Origin of the sequence: Bacillus sp. B4EP4a (genome assembly GCF_006680105.1) — a bacterium.
In the GTDB taxonomy this organism is placed as follows: Bacteria; Bacillota; Bacilli; order Bacillales; family DSM-1321; genus Peribacillus; species Peribacillus simplex_E.
This window is the reverse complement of the sequence record NZ_VHIK01000034.1, coordinates 1-26,075: the sequence shown is the minus strand read 5'-3', so window position 1 is coordinate 26,075 and position 26,075 is coordinate 1. Positions and strand designations below refer to the sequence as shown.

General features: G+C 39.8%; 20 protein-coding genes and 1 pseudogene. 5 read left to right on the top strand and 16 right to left on the bottom strand.

Going from position 1 to position 26,075, the window contains the following annotated elements; genetic code table 11:
* The first annotated feature begins 26 nt into the window (after nucleotides 1–26).
* From FNK51_RS17400 to FNK51_RS17390, 3 genes are read left to right on the top strand one after another with little or no spacing between them, the layout of a single operon-like run.
* The gene (locus tag FNK51_RS17400) at nucleotides 27–968 is read left to right on the top strand and encodes a hypothetical protein (protein WP_141994132.1); all 942 of its coding nucleotides are present in this window, start codon (nucleotides 27–29) and stop codon (nucleotides 966–968) included.
* Complete coding sequence (gene fahA, locus FNK51_RS17395) at nucleotides 965–2,260, top strand: fumarylacetoacetase (protein WP_141994131.1); 1,296 nt, start codon at nucleotides 965–967, stop codon at nucleotides 2,258–2,260. The genes FNK51_RS17400 and fahA overlap by 4 nt, the downstream gene beginning before the upstream one ends.
* 50 nt (nucleotides 2,261–2,310) lie before the next feature.
* On the top strand, nucleotides 2,311–3,468 hold the full coding sequence (locus FNK51_RS17390; protein ID WP_098372774.1) for a homogentisate 1,2-dioxygenase: 1,158 nt from the start codon (nucleotides 2,311–2,313) through the stop codon (nucleotides 3,466–3,468).
* Between the two features lie 275 nt (nucleotides 3,469–3,743).
* Here the strand turns inward: FNK51_RS17390 and FNK51_RS17385 are convergent, their stop codons facing one another.
* The 10 genes and pseudogenes from FNK51_RS17385 to FNK51_RS17340 all read right to left on the bottom strand — a co-directional run bounded on the left by FNK51_RS17385 (nucleotide 3,744) and on the right by FNK51_RS17340 (nucleotide 14,510).
* On the bottom strand, nucleotides 3,744–5,225 hold the full coding sequence (locus FNK51_RS17385) for an aldehyde dehydrogenase family protein (RefSeq protein ID WP_141994130.1): 1,482 nt from the start codon (nucleotides 5,223–5,225) through the stop codon (nucleotides 3,744–3,746).
* Between the two features lie 89 nt (nucleotides 5,226–5,314).
* Nucleotides 5,315–6,694, bottom strand: coding sequence for an aminotransferase family protein (locus FNK51_RS17380; RefSeq protein ID WP_141994129.1), 1,380 nt, complete (start codon nucleotides 6,692–6,694; stop codon nucleotides 5,315–5,317).
* A gap of 171 nt (nucleotides 6,695–6,865) precedes the next feature.
* On the bottom strand, nucleotides 6,866–8,326 hold the full coding sequence (gene nhaC, locus FNK51_RS17375; RefSeq protein ID WP_098372771.1) for a Na+/H+ antiporter NhaC: 1,461 nt from the start codon (nucleotides 8,324–8,326) through the stop codon (nucleotides 6,866–6,868).
* Nucleotides 8,327–8,710: 384 nt separating this feature from the next.
* Nucleotides 8,711–9,059 (bottom strand): annotated as a pseudogene (gene aspA, locus FNK51_RS17370) (aspartate ammonia-lyase); the annotation flags it as partial.
* A gap of 231 nt (nucleotides 9,060–9,290) precedes the next feature.
* Complete coding sequence (locus FNK51_RS17365) at nucleotides 9,291–10,532, bottom strand: M20 family metallo-hydrolase (RefSeq protein WP_141994128.1); 1,242 nt, start codon at nucleotides 10,530–10,532, stop codon at nucleotides 9,291–9,293.
* Nucleotides 10,533–10,586: 54 nt separating this feature from the next.
* Nucleotides 10,587–11,327, bottom strand: a complete 741-nt coding sequence (locus tag FNK51_RS17360) for a DUF1028 domain-containing protein (RefSeq protein ID WP_286178754.1) — start codon at nucleotides 11,325–11,327, stop codon at nucleotides 10,587–10,589.
* Between the two features lie 43 nt (nucleotides 11,328–11,370).
* Nucleotides 11,371–11,802, bottom strand: a complete 432-nt coding sequence (locus FNK51_RS17355) for a RidA family protein (protein WP_141994127.1) — start codon at nucleotides 11,800–11,802, stop codon at nucleotides 11,371–11,373.
* Nucleotides 11,803–11,832: 30 nt separating this feature from the next.
* Nucleotides 11,833–12,423: an FAD synthetase family protein gene (locus tag FNK51_RS17350; RefSeq protein ID WP_141994126.1), complete on the bottom strand. Its 591-nt coding sequence runs from the start codon at nucleotides 12,421–12,423 to the stop codon at nucleotides 11,833–11,835.
* Between the two features lie 28 nt (nucleotides 12,424–12,451).
* Nucleotides 12,452–13,915, bottom strand: a complete 1,464-nt coding sequence (locus tag FNK51_RS17345; RefSeq protein ID WP_141994125.1) for a 4-hydroxyphenylacetate 3-hydroxylase family protein — start codon at nucleotides 13,913–13,915, stop codon at nucleotides 12,452–12,454.
* Between the two features lie 82 nt (nucleotides 13,916–13,997).
* The gene (locus FNK51_RS17340; RefSeq protein ID WP_098372765.1) at nucleotides 13,998–14,510 is read right to left on the bottom strand and encodes a flavin reductase family protein; all 513 of its coding nucleotides are present in this window, start codon (nucleotides 14,508–14,510) and stop codon (nucleotides 13,998–14,000) included.
* A 503-nt stretch (nucleotides 14,511–15,013) separates the two neighbouring features.
* Between FNK51_RS17340 and FNK51_RS17335 the strand changes: the two genes are divergently transcribed.
* On the top strand, nucleotides 15,014–16,201 hold the full coding sequence (locus tag FNK51_RS17335) for a helix-turn-helix domain-containing protein (protein ID WP_141994124.1): 1,188 nt from the start codon (nucleotides 15,014–15,016) through the stop codon (nucleotides 16,199–16,201).
* 544 nt (nucleotides 16,202–16,745) lie between these two features.
* Here the strand turns inward: FNK51_RS17335 and FNK51_RS17330 are convergent.
* Both FNK51_RS17330 and FNK51_RS17325 read right to left on the bottom strand, forming a co-directional pair.
* Nucleotides 16,746–17,474 (bottom strand): GNAT family N-acetyltransferase, encoded by a 729-nt coding sequence (locus FNK51_RS17330; RefSeq protein ID WP_141994123.1) that lies wholly within the window; start codon nucleotides 17,472–17,474, stop codon nucleotides 16,746–16,748.
* A gap of 14 nt (nucleotides 17,475–17,488) precedes the next feature.
* The gene (locus FNK51_RS17325; RefSeq protein WP_141994122.1) at nucleotides 17,489–18,598 is read right to left on the bottom strand and encodes a mandelate racemase/muconate lactonizing enzyme family protein; all 1,110 of its coding nucleotides are present in this window, start codon (nucleotides 18,596–18,598) and stop codon (nucleotides 17,489–17,491) included.
* A 105-nt stretch (nucleotides 18,599–18,703) separates the two neighbouring features.
* Between FNK51_RS17325 and FNK51_RS17320 the strand changes: the two genes are divergently transcribed.
* The gene (locus FNK51_RS17320; RefSeq protein ID WP_141994121.1) at nucleotides 18,704–19,963 is read left to right on the top strand and encodes a TroA family protein; all 1,260 of its coding nucleotides are present in this window, start codon (nucleotides 18,704–18,706) and stop codon (nucleotides 19,961–19,963) included.
* A 95-nt stretch (nucleotides 19,964–20,058) separates the two neighbouring features.
* Here the strand turns inward: FNK51_RS17320 and nhaC (FNK51_RS17315) are convergent, their stop codons facing one another.
* The 4 genes from nhaC (FNK51_RS17315) to FNK51_RS17300 form a co-directional block, all read right to left on the bottom strand.
* The gene (gene nhaC, locus FNK51_RS17315; protein WP_141994120.1) at nucleotides 20,059–21,480 is read right to left on the bottom strand and encodes a Na+/H+ antiporter NhaC; all 1,422 of its coding nucleotides are present in this window, start codon (nucleotides 21,478–21,480) and stop codon (nucleotides 20,059–20,061) included.
* 220 nt (nucleotides 21,481–21,700) lie between these two features.
* Nucleotides 21,701–22,018, bottom strand: coding sequence for a hypothetical protein (locus FNK51_RS17310; RefSeq protein WP_141994119.1), 318 nt, complete (start codon nucleotides 22,016–22,018; stop codon nucleotides 21,701–21,703).
* Between the two features lie 1,538 nt (nucleotides 22,019–23,556).
* Complete coding sequence (locus FNK51_RS17305; RefSeq protein ID WP_141994118.1) at nucleotides 23,557–24,741, bottom strand: acetyl-CoA C-acetyltransferase; 1,185 nt, start codon at nucleotides 24,739–24,741, stop codon at nucleotides 23,557–23,559.
* 270 nt (nucleotides 24,742–25,011) lie between these two features.
* Complete coding sequence (locus FNK51_RS17300; RefSeq protein WP_098372749.1) at nucleotides 25,012–25,794, bottom strand: SDR family NAD(P)-dependent oxidoreductase; 783 nt, start codon at nucleotides 25,792–25,794, stop codon at nucleotides 25,012–25,014.
* Nucleotides 25,795–26,075: the final 281 nt, after the last annotated feature.

The following is a 26,075-nucleotide window of genomic DNA, read 5'->3' as shown; positions in this document are numbered from 1 at the left end:
CTCCTTTAATAGGAGGTGTGAGGTTGTTGTTAACTAAAGTAAATGTTAAGTGGAGGGAAGAAGCGGTCAGTCATTTTATGACTGAACTCATTGATTATGCAGGTCTATTTCCACCGGCCGCGCTTCCGCTTCCAGAAGCTATTTCAAATTTTCATGCATACATCCATGATTCGGACAGCTGGATGCTCGGCCCGTTTGTAATTCCTGCTTCACGATTGGGTGAACTTAAACAATTTAAAGCCCAGTTTAATGATCAATATCCACTTAGGTTATCTGTAATTTTAACGAAATCCGAAGAAATTCCAACCGAATTGGAAGCTATTCAACTTTTTTTAGAAACATATAAAACCGCGGGAGCGATAGAAGCAATCGAGTTCCCGCTTCCACCACAGATTAATCCTTCCTTCTTAGAGAATCTAGAAAAACGAACAGGGAATTATCCCATTTATTGTGAAATGACAGGAACGAATGATCAACTTCTAAACACATTGGATACTATCCATTCGATTAACCAAAAATCTCCGAAACGTATAGGTATCAAAATGCGCATGGGTGGGATCACGGCTAATTTGTTTCCTTCTGTCAATCAAGTAACATTCGTTATTCACGAATGCCAGAAACGAGAACTGCCACTTAAATTCACTGCTGGACTGCACCATCCGATACGCCAGTACCGAACAGAAGTGGAAACACGCATGCATGGTTTTGTTAACGTATTTACCGCTTCTATTATGGCATATAGCCGTTCTGTCAATACAGCTACCATTCAAGCCATTTTGCTTGATGAAGACCCAACAAATTTTTCATTTACAACAGACTCGCTTTCCTGGCGCGATTTTACTGTCAGTTCGGCCGATATCATCAAAGCGCGCAGTTTCTTTGCAGCTTCATATGGAAGCTGCAGCTTTAATGAGCCTCGGGAAGAACTAGGAGAGCTTACTATTTTTCATGGGGAGGCAATACGATGAAACATTCCTTTATTGAGACAACGCCAGAGTCACATTTTCCAATTCAAAACTTGCCATACGGCATTTTCCAAAAAAAAGGTCAAAGCCCCCGTGCCGGTACAGCCATCGGTGATTATGTTCTTGATTTATCTGTAATCGATGAAGTTGGATTGCTAAGTGGGACCGGTGCAGAAGAAAAAAAAGTTTTTTCCTCTTCCTCGCTTAATCAATTTATGTCACTTGGCCGTCCGGTCTGGACTGCTGTCCGTAACAAACTTCAATACCTTTTGGATTCGAAAACGCCTGATTTACGAGATAATGAAGAGCTTCGTTTGAAAGCGTTTCACCCATTGACAGATGTAGAGATGCTTCTTCCTGCAAATATTGGAGACTATACAGATTTCTATGCCTCAAGAGAGCATGCGACCAATGTGGGTACAATTTTCAGAGGGAAAGACAATGCCCTCATGTCAAACTGGACACACTTGCCGATTGGTTACCATGGACGGGCCAGTTCCATCGTTCCAAGTGGTACCCATGTGCGTCGCCCTTCGGGACAACGCAAACCAAAGGATGCAGATTATCCAGTATTCGGTCCATCTATACAGCTTGATTTCGAACTTGAAATGGGCTGGTTTATTGGACCTGGCAACCCTTTTGGAGAACCAATTCCAGTTAATCAGGCTGAAGATCATGTTTTCGGGCTCGTTCTCGTAAATGACTGGAGTGCACGTGATATCCAAGCATGGGAGTACCAGCCTCTTGGCCCTTTTCTTTCAAAAAACTTTGCAACATCCATTTCCCCATGGGTTGTGCCGCTAGAAGCGCTGGAACCTTTCCGTACTGCTGGACCGCAACAGGATCCAGAGCCGTTTCCCTACTTGCAGCAAACAAAAGATGGGGCATTTAATATTAACCTTGAAGTTCATTTGACACCAGAAAATACAGAACAAGCAACCAGAATTACGAATACCAACTTTAGCTATATGTATTGGTCAATCGCTCAGCAAGTGGCTCACCACACCATTACAGGCTGTAATATACGTCCTGGTGACATGCATGGATCTGGAACTATCAGCGGTCCAAGCCGTGAAGAACGAGGCAGCCTCCTTGAACTTTCTTGGCGCGGCACAGAACCGCTTCAACTTAACGACGGCCGTAAACGAAGCTGGATTGAAGATGGGGACAAGTTGACTATCAGCGGGTGGTGTCAAGGAGATGGGTATCGAATTGGATTTGGTCAAGTAAGCGGTCAAGTTTTGCCAGCCCTTTCGGAGGCACAGATTTTAGGCAATCAAAAAATGAAGATTTAGCAACTAATATACTAAATGTAAAAGACAGTTACATGGAAGGAGTTTAGGCAATGACACATTATGTTAAAATGGGCCGCATTCCCCATAAACGTCATACTCAGTTTCGCCAGGAGGACGGAAACCTATATTATGAGCAATTGATGGGTACGAAAGGTTTCTCGAGTATTCAGTCACTCATTTATCATATCAATCAACCAACACAAGTAAAAAAAGCACAAAAAATTCGTGATGTTCGTTATGAATATGAAGAAAAAGATGCATTAAAACATCGTCATTTCCGGACATGGAATACGGAAGTTGGCGGCGATTTTCTTGAAGCTCGCAAAATTTTCATGGCAAACGATGATGTTGCACTTGGCGTTGCTCGCCCTAACCAGCAAATGGATTACTTTTATCGAAACGGTGAAGGTGATGAAATGTTGTTTGTCCATGAAGGAAGAGGCAAAATCGAAAGTATTTTCGGTGAACTAAGCTTTTGGCCAGGTGACTATCTCATCATTCCGATTGGCACCACTTATCGCGTCGTCTTGGAATCAGAAGAAGCTCGCTTTTTCATCCTTGAATCGAGTTCATCAATTGTACCACCAAAACGCTATCGTAATGAGTTTGGCCAACTTCTTGAGCACTCACCTTATTGCGAGCGTGATTTCCGGACACCAGAAAAATTGGAGCCTAAAGATGAAAAAGGGGAATATGAAATCAGAGTGCGGGCACAAGGCATGATCACTTCCTATACGTATGATTTTCATCCGCTTGATGCGGTTGGATGGGATGGTTACCTCTTCCCTTATGCGTTCAGCATTCATGATTTTGAACCAATAACCGGACGTGTTCATCAGCCACCGCCAGTACATCAGACGTTTGAAGCACATAATTATGTTGTATGTTCATTTGTACCACGTATGTATGACTATCATCCGGAAGCCATCCCTGCTCCTTATGTCCACAGCAATGTGGAAAGTGATGAAGTGCTATATTATGTGGACGGAGACTTCATGAGCCGCCGCGGCATTGAAACCGGATCTATTACCCTTCATCCAAGCGGCTTACCTCATGGACCGCATCCAGGTAAAATTGAAGCAAGTATCGGTAAAAAAGAAACGCGTGAATTAGCAGTCATGGTCGATACATTCCGTCCGCTGTATATCGTAAAAGAAGCACACGCTATTGAAGATGATGCGTATATGAGCAGCTGGCTGCCAAAATAATAACTGAGGTTTCCCCCCTCGGCAGATCAGTTCATCTCTATATTATGAAATAAAGCCGGAGCCAGAATTCCACTAGCTCCGGCGCCTTTGTTGTCATAATAGTTCTTCGCAATAAGCAATTTTTCCTTTAGTTTTTTTTCTAAAAAACCGATGACTGTAAATATAGATCTTCAGGCAAAAAACAAATCTGTAAACTGGTTTTCTTTTATATCTTTATTCTTATCGATAGATATATTTAAATACGGCTTGATACGTGATTTCACAACTTATTATGTTCACTCCAAATTTACCCAAACACTCTTCACCTCGGTATAACTTTCTAAAGCATAGGCACTTAAATCTCTACCAAATCCAGACTGTTTATATCCCCCAAAAGGAGAGGCTGGATCTATTACATCATAACAATTAATCCATATATTTCCTGATTTTAATTGATTAGCAACTGTATGTGCCATTTTCACGTTCTCTGTCCAGATACCCGCACCTAAACCGTAAGGAGAGTTATTCGCACGTTCTATTACTTCTTCCACCGTATTGTAAGGCATGACAACGACGACTGGTCCGAAGATTTCCTCTTTTGCAATCGTCATATACTCTTCTACATCAATAAAAATAGTCGGCTCAACAAAGAAACCTTTATCCGATTTTCTTCCGCCTGTTACTGCCTTTGCTCCTTCTTCTTTACCAATGTTAATAAATTCAAACACGCGGTCTTGCTGTTTTTTAGAAACAAGAGGCCCCATCGTTGTATCTGTATCCAATCCATTTCCAAGCTTAACGTTTTCAGCTAGGGAAACCATACCGGAAACGACTTCATCGAATTGATCCTTATGAACGTATACTCTCGACCCAGCACTGCAAACTTCCCCTTGGTTGAACATAATGCCGTTGAACACTCCGGGAATCGCTTTTGAAAGGTACGCATCCGGGAGTATAATATTAGGCGACTTTCCCCCAAGCTCCAGCGTCAACCGTTTCATTGAATCTGCGGCTTGTTTCATTATTTGCTTCCCGATAGGCGTCGAGCCGGTAAACGAAACTTTATTTACATCTGGGTGATCCACTATTGCATGACCGGCTTTCGCACCGAATCCAGGAACAATGTTAACAACACCTGCAGGAAACCCTGCTTTTTCAACAAGTTCAGCAAAATAAAGTGCCGATAACGGAGTCTGTTCAGCGGGCTTCAAAACAACCGTACAGCCTGCAGCTAAAGCCGGAGCCACTTTCCATGAGACCATATTAATAGGGTAGTTCCAAGGGATAATTTGTCCAACCACTCCGACTGGTTCGTGACGAGTATAGTTTAAGAATGGACCGGAAACAGGAATTGTTTGCCCCATATTCTTTGTCGCCCAACCAGCAAAATACCGGAACGTTTCAATCGTACCTGGTACATCGACGGCCCGTGTTTCATTTATTGGCTTTCCATTGTCCAAAGTATCTAATTGTGCCAGCTCTTCTTGATGTTTTTCAATAAGGTCAGCTAATTTCAAGATGAGTTTTGCTCTTTCAGCGGCACTCATCTTTGACCATGGTCCCTCATCAAATGCTTTCCTTGCTGCCTTAACTGCCAAATCTATATCTTTTTCTTCCGCTTCATAGACTGTTGCCAATATTTCTTCAGTAACTGGATTAATTGTTTCAAATGTTTTTGAAGAACACGATTCCACAAATTTTCCATCGATGTACAACTTTTTCGTACCTTTTAAAAACTCCCTCACCTTATTGCTCATTTCAAGTGTTTGGTTCGCCATTCTTGGTTCCTCCATTCTAAAAATAAACATGCCAGAGATCGAGCCGCTAAGCCTTCAAGCTCTCTAGCATGTTGTATGAATCCAATCATTTATTTAATGGTTTTATTAAATTCAGTCACTGCTGTATCGATGATATTGATCATTTCCGAAATTTCTTGTTTATTAATGATAAGCGGCGGAGCAATGGCAACAATATCCTTGCCCTTTTCAAAGTCTGCAGCTCTTAAAATCAATTTGCGTTTGAAGCATTGATCAACAACAAACGAAGCTGGTTTGACTGATTCTGCAAATGGTACATCCAAGTCACGGTCCTGCTGAAGCTCAAATCCGGCAAGCAAGCCGACCGCTCTTGATTTCGTGAAATACCGGTGTTTATCCGTTAAGTAGTCAAACCCTTTCTTCAGCTCCTTCTCCATTTTGTTAACGTTTTCAAGAATGTTGTCGCGTTCGAGAATTTCAATCGTTTTCAATCCAACGGCACATGCTGTTGGATGTCCGCTATACGTAAATCCATGACCTAAAATTTGATCATATTGAACGATTGTATCTCTGATTTCTTTATTAACCAACACGCCGCCAAGCTGGGCATAACCGCTCGTAATCCCTTTTGCTACACTCATGATATCAGGCACAACGTCCCAGTTATCGACACCGAACATTTTTCCGGTACGGCCAAATCCACAAATGACTTCGTCAGAAATCATCAGGATATCATTTTCTTCACACAAGGCTTTAACTGCTTTTAAATAACCATCAGGTGAAACGTGAACTCCTCCTGCACCTTGAATTGGTTCAAGGATAAGGGCAGCAATGGTTTCTGCTCCTTCTTTTTCGATGACATCACGAATGCATCCTTCATAGTTCGGATCATTTTTATCGCCAAGCTCACAATTAGTCAAATGTGATTTTGCCCTCACCATATCGGCATCTCTTGAACCTGCAAAACTATGGAAAGCATCTATGCCAGTTGCTGTTCCAGCAGAAACCGTTGCACCATGGTAGCTACGGCTTATCGATAAGATTTTTTTCTTTGTTGGACGACCTTTTAAATTCCAATAAAAACGTGCTAATTTAAAAGCCGTATCGTTTGATTCCGACCCACCGGATGTGAAAAAGATAGCACTTAAATCACCAGGTGCAACGGAAACTACTTTTTCGGCCAAGCGAACAGCTTTTTCATTTGAGTAGCCATAGAATGAAGAACTGTAAGCAAGAGTAGACATCTGGTCATATGAAGCCTGCGCAAGTTCCTTGTTTCCATGTCCTAAATTTACATTCCAAAGCATGGAAGCGCCATCAATATATGTATCACCTTTAATGTCTGTTACACGGATCCCATTTCCTTCTTGAAAAATTATTTTCGGGCCATTTTCAATAAACAATTTAGGTACAGTCGTTGGATGAAGATAATGTTTTTTGTCTAATTCAATTAATTTTTCGATTTTCGACTCGGTTTTAGAAACAACCATGTTCCATACCTCCCAATGTAATAACTATTTAAAATCCCTAAAATGAAACACTTTCACTATTAACCTAGTATATTGAGAATAAATAAGGAATAATTCCTTAAATAAAATATATATCATACTTAGACTATTGTCAATAATCTGAATAATCAATCTAGTTGTTTTTTTATATTTTTATTCCATTGGAAAAGAAGATTCGAGATCTTTACCTTTATTGTCACCTCTTGTTCCAACTAGTTCTTCTACTTCTAAACGGTTAATTTTTATATTTAAATATCCAAAAGCGATAGCTACAAAAGTACTAATATAGCAAAAGAATGCATACGGAGCATATTCAATTGGAGAAACACCTAGAACAGAAAACATAAAAATACCACAAGTGGTCCATGGGATAAGACTTGCTGTCACTGTTCCGCAATCTTCCAATGTACGTCCGAGCAATTTCGGATGCAGCCCCCGTTTTTTATATTCATTCAAATACATGCGTCCAGGGATAATAACGGACATGAATTGGTCACACCCTACGATGTTTGAAGCGATACACGTACCAGCAGTCGCTGTGATTAAACTGCCTGTCCGTTTTACTTTCCGAAGCAGCGACCCAAGAAGAGTTTCCAATATTTTTGCTTTTTCGAGAATAGCGCCAAATGATAGAGCAATAAGGATTAAAGAAACCGTATACATCATATCTTGAATCCCACCTTGGTTTAACAATTCATCCGTGACTTTGTAACCCGTTTCGGCAGTATAACCATTATTCATGATGTTAATCATATTACCTAACGAAGTTTTTTGGACAAATAGGGAACAAGCCCCACCAATAAGGACCCCGACAGTCAAGCCAGGAATGGCCGGTATCTTCAAAATGAAAATTAGCGCAATAAATAGTAACGGAATTAATAAAAACGGCGAGATAACAAATTGATCTGAAAGAATTCCTTGAATCTTTTCAGCCTGTGACAAATCTGCACCTTCCCCACGAAATTTAAACCCGAGAAATGCATACAACATTAGCGATATAATAAGTGTGGGGAATGTAGTGTTCATTAAGTTCCTAATGTGTTCAAAAAGGTCTACACCCACAACCGCCGAGGTGAAGTTCGTCACATCCGATAAAGGACTCATCTTATCACCAAAATAAACACCCGATACGACTGCACCAGCAACCATCGGTAATGGAACACCCAAGCCATGCCCAATTCCCATTAACGCGACTCCAATCGTACCAGCAGCAAACCAGGCATTTCCAGCGATGCTGACAAGAACAGAAATGATGCAGGCTGTAACAAGAAAATACGTTGGAGATACAACCCCTAATCCATAATAAACCATCGATGGCACAATTCCAGATGCCATCCAAGCTCCAATGAAGGCCCCAATTATCACTAGTATCAGTAAGGCTTTGATTGATACACTAATTGTTTTTACTAAGTGTTCTTCAATTGAATGCCAATTATGACCAAGCTTCAAAGCGACGATCACTGCAACGACCGTACTTATTAAAAGGGGTACATGTGGATCAGCACCATAAACACCAATTCCAATTGCCAGGGCACATGCCATAAACACGATTGGTATTAAAGCAAGCCATTTAGAAGGGGTTTTTACCACATTCACATTGTTATCCTGTTTCACTCATTTTCACTCCCCGTTTACTTTTTAACTCCAAGTTTCGATCACTATCTAAGAATTTTTTAAAATTTGATAGCGCTTACAATCTTAAGCGGTTAAAATGAGCGTTTGTCAGTTAAAAATGCCATTAATCAATCCCCCTGACTTTTTTAAATTGGCTTTTGTAATTAAAAAGCTACCATAATAGAATTTAACTCTATTTAATCTCTAAAGCCATACTTATTTATCCGATTATGAAATTTCCATATTGTTTTGCACTCTCATGAATTAAGAAGATCGATAAACCGACAAATATACTTATTTCATAAGTTAATTCCTCTATCCATCAAATATAGGAACAGCTGAGAGTTAGCAATCATTCGGAAATGAATGGATGTCAATCCTGGATTAGTCTAAATCTATCAGTGCAGCACCAGCAATCCCCGGTTCGGTCATTTCGAAAGGGTTTAAAATCAGATCTGGTTCTTACTCTGTTAGAGCAAAATTCACGAACGGATTTTCCATTTTCGATGCTTCTTTCGCGATACGTGCTGCAATCTCATATCCAATATGGGGATTTACTGCGGTAAAAATGCCTACACTTTTTTCTACATACCCTTTAAGGCGATCTTCATTTGCCACAATACCTGAAAGACAATATCCGGTAAATACACGGAACCCATTATTCATCACACTGATTGATTGGAGCATTTTATTCAAATTGGCCAGCTTCTAAAGCAAGACAGATGGTATGATCTTCCTGGAAGCTATTCCTTAAACATGCTGATACCACCTTGTCCCATAATTAAAAAATAGAGGGCAAACTCTATCATTTTCCGTAAAAGGTAACGTACGGAGCAATATTTCTAGAAAAAAACAGCAAGGAGCTTATTTATTCAAAAATGTAAATATCCTTCATGAAAAATTGGAGCCATCATGTTAAGCTGGCTATACTATTTAAAAACTTGGACTCATAAACTGTGGAATTCTACGTCAATTCCCGATCAATGTTCATAATTCCCTGCAAAATTAAGTTACCGGCTTTTTCAATATCCTTAGGCAGACTGTATTCTTCTGGGCAATGACTCTTCCCATCAATGCTTTTCACGAAGACCATGGCTGATTTTGTAATCATTGCCATATGAGCTGCATCATGTATTGCCATACTGGGGAACGTCATAAAAGGTTCTTCCATCTCCTGAGCCGTGCTTAGTAATATATGAACAATATCCTCATCTAAAACAACTGGTTTTTGATCAAGAAAAACCTGATGCTGAATGTCCACCTTTCTTTTCCTGGCGATTTCTTCCCAAGCGCCCTGTATTACGTTGATCTTATGTTGAATTCCCTCTTCTGTTTCTCCTCTGACTTCATAGATAAAATCAACTCGTCCTGGAATAATATTTGCCGCATTCGGAAAAACAGTCAATTTGCCGACTGTTCCAACTACACTGCTGCTGCTTTCTTGGCAATGACGTTCCACTTCTAGGATCATTTCAGCTACAGCAGTTAATGCATCCTTCCGATGTTCCATCATTGTCGTACCGGAGTGATTAGACTGCCCGATAACCCTTACTTTACTTCGATAAGTTCCGACAACTCTGTTGATGACCGCCATGGATATATTTTTACTTTCCAACCGCTGTCCCTGCTCAATGTGCAGTTCAATAAAAGCCCTTTTGTCTTTTCCCATTTCCTTCATCATTGGGAATTTATCAAGGCCTCCCCCAGCTTTAATCAGTTCATCACTAAGCCGGGCACCTGTGGAATCAAAGACATCTTTCAGCATCTCGATTTTCAAGCGGCCGACGAAAGAACGGCTTCCGAACGTTGATAAGTTAAAATCATTAGATTCTTCAGCCGTAAATGAAACGATCTCCAAGTCATGGTCAAGAATCACGTTATTTTCAATTATTGTTTTAATAATTTCTTTCGCCATAATAACACCTAACGGGCCATCATACTTGCCTCCATTCGGAACGGAATCAAGGTGTGAACCAATGACAATACTGCCTTGTTTTTTTCCATTCCCCTTGTGCCTTCCCCAAATATTAGCGGCCCCGTCAATAGTGACCTTTAAATCCATATCCTCTAATTCCTTAATAAACCTTGCACGCACTTCATGATCGGCTTGTGAAAAACTGGGCCTTGTCACTCCTCCTTGATCATTTTTTCCGTATTCAGCATACTCCTTGATGTCCGACAATAATCGGTCAATATTGATTTTCATAGCTGTTCACTGCCACCTTTCCCCTAGGAACTCCAAACTGGTTAGCGTTACCTTTTATTCGTCACCTTTTACCCCATAGGAAGGTGCGAGATCCGGCTCAATTGCCCTAGATTTATAATTTTCTGCTTGCGGACTATAAATCTCCCATAGTTTTTTCAAATCATTTAGTGGATCATCGCTATAATCAACACGCAGATCTACATAAGCAAACGGAGTATCCGGATGATAGACCAAGAGTGCAATAGAATGTTCTTGATCAAGCTCCCCCCCCATGTTAAAACCGAGTTCAAGAGCTGAAATTAACCGCTCAGGTAAAGAAAGGTCCTTCCGTTCAAGAAAATGTTGGCCCATTGCTTTTGGGATTTCTGGATTGCTTAACAGGTTACCTATGCTGGCAACATTATCTGCATAATAGTCCCCGTGTACTCCAAGCGCTTTTTCACCTGTAAACACGCTTGATTCCCCGTTGGCATCGACAACAGCCAGCTGTCTAAAATCAGGAAAGTCTGAGGCAGCAACCATTGTCCGAATTGACGCTTGGGCGCTGTAACCTTTTTCCAAAGCTGAAAGTCCTATGTCCGCTAGTCTGGGATCTGTGACATTTTGCGTCAGGATGACACCTATATTTGATTTGACCCAGGGACATCTTGCCCCAACAGCGGGGCTGCTGGAAGTGACAATAGCTCCTAAAGCTCCTGTTGAAGAGCAACGTCCTGCCACGGAAAACGTACTTGTAATGTTCATTTTTAATCCTCCCTTGAGAAAATAAGGAGCAACAAACATGATTCTTTTCAATAGTTGTTGCTCCATTCGTTTAATTTATATTCGTCATATCCCCTTATTCCTTACTGCTAATAATTGCTTCGACGTCTATTTCCACCAGCATTTCAGGAAGAGCCAGCCCATTGACGACAAGTCCTGTACTAACTGGATATACGCCTTTAAAATGCTTAGCAATAACAGCGTAGGCTTCTTTTCGATAGGAACGATCAGTAACATAAGTTGTGAGTTTGCAAACGTCTTCCATTTTCCCCCCTGCTTCTTCAAGCAACTGCTTGATGCAGCGACAAGCATTCTCTGTCTGTTCAGTAACATCATTCTCCCCGTGAAAATTACCTTCCAGATCAAATGCAGTTTGCCCTCTCATAAAAATACGGTTTCCAGCACGAACAACCATAGAAAACTCATTTGCTACGTGATGAGATTCCTCCCCCATATCAGCTGGATAAAATTTATTCGTTTCAAATTTACGGTATCTTTTAATTTCCATTTTCTTAATTCTCCCTTGCTTCTTATTATATTAATGAATTTCCAACCTATTTTTTCTGGCATATGGGTTCTCACACATTGAAATCATCGTAAAACACTCGGCCCCTAGCAGCTTTTTTGCCTGAGGGTAGTTTCCTTGTTGCAAAAGCTTGCGAATGCGTGAAGAAGAGATCATTTCACCTCGTTCACATGTCAGGGGCTTTACCACTTCTACTTTAAAATAGCGGCGTAATACTTCGATAGTGCCCTTTCTATTTTTTCCGAATAAGAAGTTAGGGCCTTCCCAGATTTCAATGGGATTTATTTCTTTTAATTCTTCAATGAATACCGGAACTTCCTTTTGAGTAAACGCTTCATCAAATGGACCGACTATTACATGGTCAACTCCTAGCATTTCGAGGCGCTGAAGCTTCTCTTCCACTGACATTAACAGTTGGCAGCCTTTAAAAAAGACTTTTGGAGGAGGATCAAAAGTATATACAACCAAAGGAACTCCAAGCTTCATGGCCCGTTCTTTTGCCTTTAATAGCAATGCTTGATGCCCCCTGTGGATGCCGTCGAGTGCACCAATCGATAGAACCGATGCAGAAAGCTGTAAAGTACCTTGTGTATGTATTTCCAATGAAAACTTCCCCTTTCTATATTCAAGATTACTGATTAGTAACAGTAATAGCTGATTTTAAATCCGCTGCTTTACGAACCATTTCGCGCTGTGCTTCCATATCGAAGCTATTGAAAACTGACATCTGTTGAGCAAATGGAGGACTTTGAGCAAACAATTCAAAGGTAGTTCTATGTCCTGCATAAGAAGAATTCAAGAGGTCTCTCGCAAAGTATAGTAATTTTCCTCTTTCTTTCGCGCTCCACTCACCAACGGAATAGTACTTATCCACATATTCTTGAATCGCTGGATCTGCAAACGTTTCGGAATCTGGTGTAACGGCTAGTTGCCCTCCTACGAGTTCCCTTGTTAAATGCGCCATCGCCGGGAAATTAGATAGTGCAAATACACGGCCAGTGTAAAGAAGAGATTGGTTTGGCATCATTAAACCGCCGGGGCTGACTTCCGCATTTGCAACAGCAGCTGTTAAATGAGCATTAATTCCTTCACGATAATTAATAAGCTGAGATATTTTTTCCCTTACTGCCTGCAGCTTTGTCAGACCTGTTTGTTCAACGTTCAATAAAGCCGTTCCTAGCAAATAATCTGCTCTGCGCAATACTCTAAGGACGTAGTTAAAAGCAGAATACCGATGCAGTGTGGAACGAATGTACGCAGCAGAGGCCAAAGAACGATGGAACAAAACGTTTTCCCATGGAATAAGTACGTTATCGAATATTAGCAATGTATCAATTTCTTCAAATTTTGTAGAAATCGGATAATCTGTATCATTTTTTCCTGTCCCGAGGGACGTACGGCAAATGTGCTTTAATCCAGGAGCTCCCATATCAGCTATGAATCCACAAGCAAATGGCGCCATTGTTTCTTCACCGGCTTCCCAGTTCAAGATAGTCGGTTTAACGAATGCCTGGTGAGCATAAGCGGCAGCCGTTTCAAACTTCGCACCTTTTACGACAATTCCTTTATCGTTTTCTTCAACAACATGCAACAGGGTTCCGCCATCTTTTCCGCTAAAAAGTTTGCTTCGGTCACCTTTTGGATCCGTATTAGCGGAAACATGGAACAAGTCTTCCCTTGCCACTCGATCGATATGATTCGCAATATTTTTCGCATAAGTAGGGTTAATTTCATTTAATTTATCCTGCGCGTCATATAAGGACCACATTTCACCTATCGTTTCATCACCAACACGGTATACAACTCCGCCAAGATCATCAAGCACAGTTTCCACGTGATTGCGGATTCCAGTTAAATCTTCTTTAGTCTTTGGAGCTTTATACGCTCGGGAAACGACTTCGCCATCTTCCAATCGAGTTGTTAACTTCTCCTTGTTTTCAGGTTCAAAGGCCATGTCATACATTCTTGCTTTCACATCAACTATCGGTTTAAACGATGGGTGTTCAGCTACATTTGTGACCCTTTCCCCATCGATGAATACTTCCCTGCCGTCATTCAATGATTCACGATATTGCTTACCAGTCATTAAAGCCATACTATTTCCTCCTTTTAGATGATTTGTTATCTAATTTTCATTTTGAAAGGACTTAGACAAACAGCTTGTTTTACCTTCAGTTTTAAGCTTTCTTGAACGAACCAAATTCTCCTTTGAAATACACGAGCGGATCCCCTATGAGTGCATGGGCTTTTTGAACCTCCGCCAGAAAGACGGAATGAGTACCTCCTGTTACTTCTTCGACCACCCGGCATTCAATCTGGGCAAGTGTGTTGTTTAAAACAGGGTTACCAAGTTCGCCATAGGACATTTCCACACCTTTGAACTTCTCAGTGTTCGACCTGGCAAACTGCATCGCAAGCTCCCCCTGGTTTTCAGCAAGAATGTTTACAGTAAATGAACCTTCTTTCGAAATAGCATGGCATGTACCTGTATTTTTATTGGCACATACAAGTAGCATTGGAGGCTCAAGAGACACGGAACTAACTGCACTGGCAGTAATCCCATAATCTATTTCACTTTCCCTTACTGTAATTATCGATACTCCACTGGTGAAATGACTAATTACATTTCTAAATGATTCAGGACTCACTAACTGTAACGATTGATTATCTCGAGAAGAGATATTACTCATATAAAATGCATCCCCCTTTTTTATTTAAGGAATTATTCTTAATGTGTTCCTTAAATAAATCATAAAAAAAATCCAGCGGATTGTCAACTGAATTTTCTAACAATTCTTATTATTTTATTTTTCTTGATCATCTATTAAAGGTCCGTTTCTTTTAAAGGAAGAAATACTGCTTGTTGCAATAGAGCAATTCATTCAACATATATACTAATGTTTACTATAATTGTTATAATCGATTAGAGAATATCCGAAAAGAAAACTTAAGATTAGTAAGCAAAACTGAAGGAACTAATCAATTAATTAATATATTTCCCTAAATAATACATAATGTTTTTGGAAAATTTGCAAGTTATTCTATTAGGTGGTGTTCGACTATGAAAATAAAAGCCGGAATTGTTGGTCCAAGTGACTATGTACAGATTATATGCGATATTGCAAAAGAATACTCCGACAGACTGTACCCGATTCCATTTGGATATCAAAATGCTGAAGAGGCGACAAATATCGTGAAACAAAATCAACAGTTGGTCGACCTTTGGATTTTTGCAGGCCCAGCCCTCTATCCTTTTGTAGAAAAAAGCGGTTCCAAACAACCTTTTTTTTATCTTAACTTAGATGGGGCAAGCTTAACAAAAACGTTGGTGGAAGTGGGTTATAAAGATTCTAAAAGCCTCAATCGGATGAGTATTGATTTGCTTAAAGAAAGTGATGTATATGAGACATATCATGATCTCGGCATTTCATATGAAGATATTCATGTTCATGAATATCTTCATGATACTTCTCTCCAGGATCTTCTTTCATTTCATCAAAAACTATTTAAAGAGGGACAAGTTGATATTTGCATTACCTGTCTATACTTTGTATACGAACAATTGAGGTTACAAGGGATTCCTGTGTATCGAGTAACCCCTACACGCAGCAACATACGTGAAACGCTAAAAACAGCGATTCAAAAATGGGAAACCCTTCATTTTAAACAATCACAAATTGCTGCTATATTTATCAAAGTAGAGAACATGGATACAAACATGAATCACCACACCATTTCCTACGATCTACATCGCTTGAACTTAAAAGTACAAGATGCTGTATTAAACTTTTCCGAATCAATTTTCGGCACTTTTGTACCTCTTGGGGTTGGAACATTTGTGGTTTTCTCCACGAGAGGTTCCATAAAAGAAACAGGGCAACAAATTGGAGATCTTCTGGAAAAATTAGCTCTAATTTCGGAATTACCATCGAACGTTGGGATCGGCTATGGAGAAACTGCACTGGCTGCGGAGGAAAATGCAAGACTCGCATTAAATCATGCACAAAATTACGATTCTTTTTGTGCATTCCTTGTTGATGATAGAGGGATTATTGAAGGTCCTCTTAAAGAACAAGAAAGCATTTCTTTTGGCTATCGAACGGAGAATAAGGAAATAAGTGAAAAACTTAAACAGTGTGGCGTCACTATTACAACACTTAACAAGATTTTGTCTGTACAAAAAAGAACAGGGAACCACTCTATAACAGCATCAATTCTTGCAGAATGGTTAAAAATGACACCCCGGAACGCACGGCGAATTCTTAATGGTTTAGTCGAGCAGGAGATTGCCGAAATAATTGGTGAAGAAGCACCTACAGCTAAAGGAAGACCTAGAAAGATATATCGAGTTAATAGTGAATTGGAGACTAAAACGGAATAGACCGATTAAAAGTAGAGGACACTAAATTCCTAAGTGTGGAATTCCCACATCTCACATTTCAAATTAGATTAGGAGCAAAATGCTCCTTTCAAAGGGTAATTCGGAAGTTTTGTGTGTTGTATTTTTACAGATTCAGGAAATCTTGTAGATAAACCCTACCATTAACAAAACGCCATTTAGAGCGTTTCAGCCTGTAGGCGAACTCGATGAAAATCGAGTTTGTCTACAGTTTTTTAACGGTTTGTCCAATTTGAACGTTGCCTCCAGGCACTCGCTTTCCGCGTGCGATCCAATCAACTTTGTTTTAACTTTTAGATAGACCCACTTTTGTCTACAGTTTTAAATGCCATTTAGGGCGTTTAAAATTACCTACTGGGTTTTGGTAGGTAAAAACAACTTAATCCCCCCACCTATCTAATTCCGATTATCTTTTAAAGTTGATAGTTTAGGGTAGCCAAATAATGTCATGTTCGCAAAGTTTGTCCAAAATAAGAAAAAGCAAATGTATTTGCTCTTTCCGACTCAAAGACATTATAATAAATCGCTAGCTATTGGCAGCTTTCCTATTATGCTTACTACCATAAAAGACTAACTGTTTTCCTTCCTGTTCTTCCATTTTAAATCCACGCCAACCTTTTGCAATAATTCCTTGCTGGGATGCTATATCATTCATCTCAATGATCTGGATTTCCTGCCATGGAGATGCGTCCACTACAGACAATTCCTTGACAAATATATAACGTAATTGCCTTCCATATTTCTCTTTTAACGCCACAATCTCCATTCCTTGGGCAAATTTATCTTTTAAACTGGGAATGTTAAAAGGCGCAACTGTACAGCATACATATCTGTAAGGCGACTCCTGCTTGTTCAACTCCTTCATGATCAACGTTGCAAGTGTCTGTTGCAGTTTGTTTCCCCTGTATGCAGGCAGTACGTTTGAAATTTCCTGATAAATCACTTCCGACAGCTCGTATTCCATCATTCCGAAATCTCTCCCTAGATGTTCCTCATCAATAGGCGGAGCTAGCAACGCCCGGAATGCAATGAGTTCCTCACCAACGAATGCTCCAATCATGAGCCCATTTCCTTCTAGAATATATTGAAACTCTTCCTTAGTAAGCGGTTGAAGTACACCTTTATCGGTCAAATGGTGAACGACCTGTTCTTGAACTTGCAAAATATCGGTTAAATCCTCCAACACTAATTTTCTGACCTCATAGCATTTATGATTTTTATCCTTACTGATGGTACCCTCATAAATCAATTCCAAAGTTGCTCCCCCTTTTATTGAATGACATCCTGAAAAACTGTTAAATCAACTAGCGTTTCTTCATTAATCGCTACACCTAATCCTGGTTTTTCAGTCAACCTAATATATGGTACATCATAATAAAGATTCCCTACATCCCTGAAGAATTTCAATGGACCAGTGAGTTCCACGCTTGTGATCACCTTTTTTGAAAATGCGACATGGAAGCCAGCTGCAGAACCAATGGATGATTCTACCATCGAGCCAATCTGACATTCTAACCCAGCAAGCTCTGCTTGGTGGGCTAGCTTTATTGCCGGATATATACCACCGCATTTCATCAATTTAATATTCACTTTATCGGCTGCTCTTTTCTGGATAATTTCGCGCATTTCCCGTGGGCCTTTTAATCCCTCATCAATCATCAGCGGAATCGTAGACTTCGATTTTATTTCAACCATCCCATCGATGTCATCGGCAGCTACCGGTTGTTCAAGCCAATCAAGCTGGCATTCACGCAATTGATCAATCGCTACAAGAGTTACCGCACTGTTCCGCCATCCTTGATTAACATCTGCACGTATAGCGATATTATCACCTACACGGTCTCGGACAGCTTGAATGCGTGCCACATCTTCACTGACATTGGTGCCAACCTTCATTTTAAATGACTGATAGCCCTGCTCGACCATAACTGCCGCTTCTTCGGCCATTTTTTCAGGAGGGGCTATACTTAAGACATGGGTAATTGGGAACTCATCATGATAACGTCCCCCGATTAACTGGTAGACTGGCTGCCCCAGCTTCTTTCCCATGATATCAAAGCAAGCAATGTCAATGGCCGCCTTAGCTGTAGGAGCTCCATAAATCGCTTTGTCCATCAAATCATGAAGCCTTTCGATTTCAAATGGATTCTTGCCTAACAGTATGGGTCCCAACGTATTTTTCAACACTTGGTAGGTCCCTTCCAGAATCTCACCAGTCACATGTTCGTCTGCCACACCTTCCCCGTACCCAACAAACCCTTCATCCGTCTCTATTTTGACAATGATCGATGGCATAAATTCGTAAGTATGATAACTAACCACAAAGGGCTCTTTAAGAGGCAGATGGATTGCATAAAGGTGGATCGCTGTAATTTTCATTTCTAATACTCCCTTTCGATTCACAAGATTGTACGAGTTTGATATAGTTGTCGTTAATAAACCGTTATTTAAGAATACATTAGCTGTTTCACTTGGAGGTTAACAATGAATACAAGAATTGCTGTCATTGGTTCCACTGAATTTATCGAAAGAATTGAATCCATCACATCCGAAATTGCTGAAATTGATTTCGACGCCTATGTATATGAGAAACCTACTGAGGCTGGTATGCTTGTTAAGAAACTCAAGCCGTGTGATGCTGTGTTGTTCTCCGGGGCGTTGCCGTACTACTTTTCAAAAAAATATCATGAGCACCTTCCAATTCCTTCTTTTTATTTAGCACAAGATGAAATGTCGATCGCTTCTTCCTTACTATCCGTGCTTTATCATAAAAAAATCTCTCCTCATCGAATTTCCGTCGATGTTAGCAACGCCTTGATCGTAAAGAACGTATTAACTGACCTCGAAATCGAGATGGACCCGAGCTATATCATGGATTATCAGGAGATGCTGAATGACTCATTTGATATTTCACTGATCACTTCTTACCATCATGAACTTTGGAAGGAGGGTTTCATAGATCTTGCATTAACAAGCATCCATTCTGTATTTGATCAACTGCAACTTATTGGGGTACCTGCCATGCGCATGGTTGATCCTCGAAGCTCCATCTTTAAAGCGCTGCAGGATATTAAAGCCAATACAGAACTAATTAAAAGCAGATCTTCACAGATTGCCGTTTGCTATGTCATATCGGATGAAGCGAACGCTCATGAACTGGTAGATGGTTTAGCACATGAAATACAAGCCTCGGTCCAGCTTCTTGAAGACTTCCACTTCATCCTGTACAGCACTCGTGGTGAAATCGAATCGTTGATAAAGAAAAACGGCCTGAATTATTTTTTTGACAAATTCAAGAAGAAAAGTAAAGTTGGTTTCGGATATGGTTCAACCATTATGGATGCAGATCGTCATGCAAAGATTGCCCTCGGATTTGCTGAAAAACATAGTGAGTACAAATGCGGATACATTCTCACGGAAGACAAAGATTTGCTTGGACCGTTTCCACAGCAAACCAAACAGCAACGCTTGAAAAACGATCATCCCGAACTACTTCAGGTTGCCAAACAGACAAAATTGAGTCCTGCAAACATATCTAAAATCATCCAGTTTAGTCATTCCCGCCAATCCGTCCAATTCACAGCTGCTGAACTAGAGGATTATTTACAGGTGACCCGTCGTACTACAGAAAGAATTTTAAAAAAGCTATCCGATCATGGGCATGTCACCATCGTCGGCGAAGAAATGACCTATTCGAAGGGACGCCCCAGAGCTGTTTATGAACTTAATTTGCCAGTATACTAGATTTAAATGTAAAGAAAGGTTCTTTTGGAGGGAACCTTTCTTCGCTAGAGGTCTCTTGCTTTATTGCAGGTCATATTTAAAATTTGGCAAGTTTTTCATATAGGTAAAGTTGCTTCCTCTTCTTTCTTGATATTCTGAATTTCGGCTTCTGTCAATTTCGTAATGGTAAAGCCAGTCATCGCATAAATGATAGAAATAACTGGGATGATAAAATTCAGAATCGCATATGGTGCATAATCGAATGCATGCACACCAAGTGTTGCAAGGATAAATACTCCGCAAGTATTCCAAGGAACAAAAACTGAAGTCAATGTTCCGCCATCCTCAAGTGCACGGGATAGGTTCTTCGAGTGAAGTCCTTTATCTCGGTAAGCTTTTACATACATACGTGAAGGAATGACGATGGAAATATATTGTTCTGAGCATGTTACATTCGTCGCAAAGCATGATAAAACTGTTGACGCAACGACGCTTCTCGATGTTTTTGCGAATTTTAATATTTGCTTTACGATCGCTTGAAGCATGCCTGTGTTTTCAAGGATTCCGCCAAATGTCATTGCAACAATCGTCATGGACACGGTGTACATCATTGAATCCAATCCGCCGCCGTTAAACAGCTTGTCGACCATATTATTGCCCGTATCAATCACGAAGCCGCTTTGCAAAGCTGCTATTGCATCAGCCATATTGCCTCCTTGAATGAAAATTTGGGATAAGAAGCCGAGCAGGACCCCTATAATCAACGCTGGAATGGCTGGAACCTTTTTAGCAACTAGAATAATGACGATTAACGGAATGATCAATAGAAACGGAGAAATGACAAAGCTATCCTGCAAAACACGCATCGTTTGTTCAATATTCTCAGCATTCATATCTCCTTTACCAAAATCCTTCCCAAGAAAGGCGTAAATAACCAAGGCAATGATAAATCCTGGAATCGTCGTGTAAAGCATATGGCGAATATGCACGAATAAATCCGTCCCTGTCAGTCCGGATGCAAGATTGGTCGTGTCTGAAAGCGGTGACATTTTGTCACCAAAATATGAGCCTGAAATAATAGCCCCCGCAATCATTGGTGCTGGTATTCCCATACTTAGACCAATCCCCATCCCAGCAACACCGATTGTCCCCATCGTTGACCAAGAACTGCCGATTGCCAATGATACCACTGCACAAATAACCGAGATGCTAACAAGAAAAAATGAAGGAGTGAGGATTTCAAGACCATAATATATCATGGTCGCAACAATTCCTCCTCCCATCCAAGCCCCGATTGTCATCCCCACTAGAATAATGATGACGACTGCTGGCAGAGCGAGACGTATTCCCTTGTACATGGACTCTTCAATTTCATTCCACTTATATCCAGAACTCCAAGCAACAATAGCAGCAGCTGATGTGCCTACAATAAGCGGAATATGCGGACCTTGTTCCAGCCAGACCACCGTCATTGCCATCATTACAATCATGACGATGAGCGGTATCATTGCAACACCGAATGACATTTCTTTTTTCATAAAGCATCCCCTTTGTTATTAATTTTCATGACTCTATTATTTTGATGACTATTTAAAAACGAATGACATGTCGCTAAATAGCCGTTAATAGAATTATCATAATATTTCTACGAATAACAGTCAATTAATATTTTGAAAGTTAGCTCTCTTTAACAAACCATTAGAAATCCATTACAGTTACTAAAAAAACTACAGTAATAACTGTAGTTCCTCAAAGATTTCATTGCCATTTATTTTTCATCTCTAGTCCTTCCTCAAACGACAAAGATTTCTTAACTATTAATTTCAATGAATTACTCTTTAAATCCAATTCATAAGTATTTAAAACCCAAGGTAAACCTTCCATATTGTAATAATTCATTGTTTCTAACTCATTTTTCTCATTAAATCTTGGTGGTAAAGTATAGGACAAAGCACTCTTTACTGATACTATTTCTTCATTATCTACATAATACAGATATCCTACCTTTGTGTTACAGTCTAATTGATTTGAAACCATCACGATATCAGGATAAGATTTAGATTTTATAGGAAACACGTGAAAGTAGCTACTGTAATTCTACCCTATCTAAATTCGCGCCAGTTTGTTTGTCGATAGATAACTTGGCATCCTGCTTGTTCAGTTGACCGTTACAAATTCTGTTCTTTGGTCAAACCCCTCACGTACCCAAAAGCATTTATACTTTTGGAACAGTGCGATCATAGATTTTACAGGCATTTTCATACTGTCCCATTTGGAGTACCTTATTGGGATATTTTTTAGAATCTCTGAAAATATGTATAAGATTTTAATAGAGTGGATAAACTAATAAAAAATATTGGTAGATTATGGAGATAGATACTAAGAAGAAAAGAAAGAAATGTGGAGTGAAATCAATGAATGTATAACTCAAATAATTGACGAAAAACATGATTTATCTTTTCAGAAGAAAAGCAATGATAATTATATGAATCTATATATTCAAACGGCCGTATTACACACCTTATTTGGAATTTCAGATGAACTTCAGAAAATTGAAAGGAAATATACTTATAGTGATGTTCCTAAAGAACTCATGCGCTAAATTTAATTTTATGGTGGATTAGGATAAAAAATAAAAAACTCCCCAAAGGGAGCCTTTCTAAATATCAAAACAAAATCTAATTTTTCCTAATCCACATTTTTCTTACACAGCTAAATCTCACAATGTAATATCGGTCATTCTCGACTCCAACAATTCTGCCCATTTTATAACTGTTCCATTTGTTCTTTACTTTTCCTACATTATCAAAAACCTCTACACGACTTGCATTAAATACATGGACTCCCTACGGAGTGAACGGATCTGTAATAGAATGCTTGGCAACCATATCTTGCTAGGCTCCATCATCAGTTAAAGCCGCTGAATAAGCTACTACATTGTTCCAAGATAATGTAGCCCCAGCTTCTACAAGGTTCGCTTCACTGGCAGTAGGTACTTTAACGGTCAAGGATAGACCGTAGGAACTGGGATTGGACCTCTAACGCGAGTTGCCATTATATATAACCTTCCATAAAAAAATTTCAGCATGGTCAATCTTTACCGTTTTCTTGGTTCTTCTTTTGGCTTGTTATCACATGACACCTGGCATTCCTATCAAAGAAAATATGACAGGGATAATAAATCAATAATGATAGGCAACTTTTATAGAATATTGAATTAATTCCTATCCAGAAAATTGATTTATGGAATTATACATGTGGTATCTCAGTAAAATAAATACTAAACTCAAATCAAGAATAGGAATCCTCCTATTACGACGTACTGTGTACCCATTCCTTATATAACTAATCCACCTACTGACGTGCCCGTTGTTACCCCTAAGTTACCAGATACTAAAAACAATCCATTTGAGAATTCAGGAGCTCCGGAGCTGCAGTCGTAATTGTATCTCTAGTCAATCACGTCATCACCATCCCATGAGAGGCGGCAACATAAGGATTCGCAAACTTGTTTCGATTTTCCGTCTTAAAGATTCATTTTCTTTAGAAAGCTGCACAACCGGTAGCTGTAAACTCTTCATAACCATCACCTCGTTTTCTTTTTATACACATGTTCAAAGAGCCTCAATGATTACTGAGATTCCTTGTCCTCCTCCAATACAGAGGGAGGCTAGTCCATACTTCTTTCCTCGATTCCTTAACTCTAGGGCCAAGGAATATATAATTCTAGCTCCACTAGCCCCAACTGGATGACCTAATGCGATTGCTCCACCATTGACGTTAACTTTTTCCCTTTTCAAACCAAGCTCTCTCTCTACTGCAAGATACTGGGCAGAGAATGCCTCATTGATTTCGAACAAATCGATATCTTCAATATTGAGTCCTACTTTCCGTAAAGCTAATTGACTAGCAGGAACTGGTCCAATGCCCATAATATTTGGGTCTACACCAGCAATCCCCCAGGATATAATTCTTGCCAATGGCTTCACATTGTGATTGGTTTGAAGGAAGGATTCACTTCCAAGTATTAAGGCAGCTGCCCCATCATTAATACCACTGGCATTACCTGCCGTTACGGTCCCATCCTTTTTAAAGGTTGGTTTCAGTTTCGCTAATCCTTCCATTGAAGTATTATGGCGAATATGTTCGTCTTCTAAAATGGTTATTTCCTTTCCTTTTTTGGTGAATATCGTGACAGGGGAAATCTCTTGTTGAAATCGCCCCGTCAGTTGGGCCTTTGCTGATTTTTGGTGTGATTTGACAGCCAAACTATCTTGATCGTCTCGGGTTAGTTCATATTTTTCAGCAAGAGTTTCCGCTGTTACTCCCATCCCGCACCCTATATATTCATCGCTCAAAGTCGCCCAAAGCATGTCGTCCATTTGTGGAGACTGTAAACCCGTACCAAAGCGGACATCTCGTAATACGTGAGGAGATTGGCTCATATTTTCGGTTCCCAAGGCTAGGGCGACTTCAGCATCCTTTAAAATGATCGACTGAGCTGCCGATACGACCGCTTGCAATCCAGAACCGCATAAACGATTGAGAGTTAAAGCGGGGCTCTCGATTGGAATCCCAGCTTTCAAAGCAATATGCCTGGATAAGTAGGAGGCATTTTTCGAAGTATGTATCACATTCCCTGCAAAAACATGCTCAACCTCTTCAACTGAAATATTACTTTTTTCAATGGCTCCTTTACTTGCGATCACTCCAAGATCGATGGCAGAAACATCCTTTAATACCCCTCCAAAACTTCCGAATGGCGTCCTAGCTCCACCTAAAATGTAAACATGACTCATAATTCATTCTCCTTTATTGAAGGTTGTTTGATTCGATTTAATGGATGGAAAACATCTTTTCCATTTCTTTATTTCACCCTCTAATTTTATACCATTATAAGGACTGGATTGAAAAAGTGCAGTCCTATAACCTTTAGTCCCCTTTTTTGATTTTGTTATTCCAAACAAAATATCTTCTGAAAAACTATGTAAGCTATTTGCCATCGTAAATCTATAAAGATAATACTTTTAAAAACTCCAACCCTTTCAAGGATAGAACTTTAATGCTATTTACACTTTTTGTTCGATAAGCTTTCGGGTATAGATGGTTACCCATTTCCTTGGCAGCAATCCCACAGATTTAGCCATGAGTTTATTTTTAAAGCCTGGAATGATCACCGTTTTATTCTTCATTAACCCTTCAAATCCGCACTTGGCAACAGCTTGCGGTTCAATTAAGTTCTTAATGAAAATTTTTGTTCTTGTTGAGGCCAAGCCTTGCGTGAGCGGCGTTTTGGTAGAAGGGGGACATAATACAGAAGCTTGAACTCCGGTTCCTTTAAGTTCTTCCGCAATTGCTTCCGTAAAGAATAAGACGTAAGATTTGCTGGCCCCATACATCGACATCCGTGGAGTTGGCTGAAAGGCCGCTGTTGAAGCCACGTTTAAAATTTTACCTTGCTTTCGTTTCACCATGTCATCCGCAATAAGTCTAGTTAAATACGTGAGCGAAATCATGTTGAGCTGCAGGTATTCCATTTCTTTTTGAATATCCAATTCCGTCATCAACCCTAATCCGCCAGCTCCAGCATTATTAATCAATATATCGATGTCGATTCTTTCGCTTTTCAAGTATCGATGCAAGCTCTCTACCGTTGTATGGCTACTCAAATCGCCGGCAAAAGTATTCACTTGCACGCCATATTCCTTTTTTAGACTCTCGGCTTGTTGTTCCAACAACGCCGAATCTCTGGCAACTAATACCAAGTTATAACAATGCTCTGCAAAAACTTTTGTGAATTCATATCCGATCCCTTTTGTAGCACCAGTAATCAAAACCGTCTTTGCTGTCATTAATCATTATCCCTCCCAGCATTATTATCTGTTAAATTTGAATATTAAAAATTTTGAAAACATTATCATGTTAATGATTATACTTATAAGTTTTAATAAAATAAAATTAAAAATATTAATTTGTAAATTATTATGATTAATATTAAAAATGAAAAAGCCAAGAAAAAAGAGAAGCCTCTTCGTCAAGTGGACGCCGGACTTCTCTTTTTTTTATTAATCAAATTATCAAAATTTAGTCACATCAATAGGTTCAATTCCTTCAGCCGCGCAATGTTCATAGT

Coding starts and splice junctions, on each gene's coding strand:
- fahA (WP_141994131.1), top strand. CDS start 965: ATGAAACATTCCTTTATTGAGACAACGCCAGAGTCACATTTTCCAATT.
- FNK51_RS17390 (WP_098372774.1), top strand. CDS start 2,311: ATGACACATTATGTTAAAATGGGCCGCATTCCCCATAAACGTCATACT.
- FNK51_RS17385 (WP_141994130.1), bottom strand. CDS start 5,225: ATGGCGAACCAAACACTTGAAATGAGCAATAAGGTGAGGGAGTTTTTA.
- FNK51_RS17380 (WP_141994129.1), bottom strand. CDS start 6,694: ATGGTTGTTTCTAAAACCGAGTCGAAAATCGAAAAATTAATTGAATTA.
- FNK51_RS17365 (WP_141994128.1), bottom strand. CDS start 10,532: ATGAAAATCAATATTGACCGATTATTGTCGGACATCAAGGAGTATGCT.
- FNK51_RS17355 (WP_141994127.1), bottom strand. CDS start 11,802: ATGGAAATTAAAAGATACCGTAAATTTGAAACGAATAAATTTTATCCA.
- FNK51_RS17345 (WP_141994125.1), bottom strand. CDS start 13,915: ATGGCTTTAATGACTGGTAAGCAATATCGTGAATCATTGAATGACGGC.
- FNK51_RS17340 (WP_098372765.1), bottom strand. CDS start 14,510: ATGAGTAATATCTCTTCTCGAGATAATCAATCGTTACAGTTAGTGAGT.
- FNK51_RS17325 (WP_141994122.1), bottom strand. CDS start 18,598: ATGAAAATTACAGCGATCCACCTTTATGCAATCCATCTGCCTCTTAAA.
- FNK51_RS17320 (WP_141994121.1), top strand. CDS start 18,704: ATGAATACAAGAATTGCTGTCATTGGTTCCACTGAATTTATCGAAAGA.
- nhaC (WP_141994120.1), bottom strand. CDS start 21,480: ATGAAAAAAGAAATGTCATTCGGTGTTGCAATGATACCGCTCATCGTC.
- FNK51_RS17305 (WP_141994118.1), bottom strand. CDS start 24,741: ATGAGTCATGTTTACATTTTAGGTGGAGCTAGGACGCCATTCGGAAGT.
- FNK51_RS17300 (WP_098372749.1), bottom strand. CDS start 25,794: ATGACAGCAAAGACGGTTTTGATTACTGGTGCTACAAAAGGGATCGGA.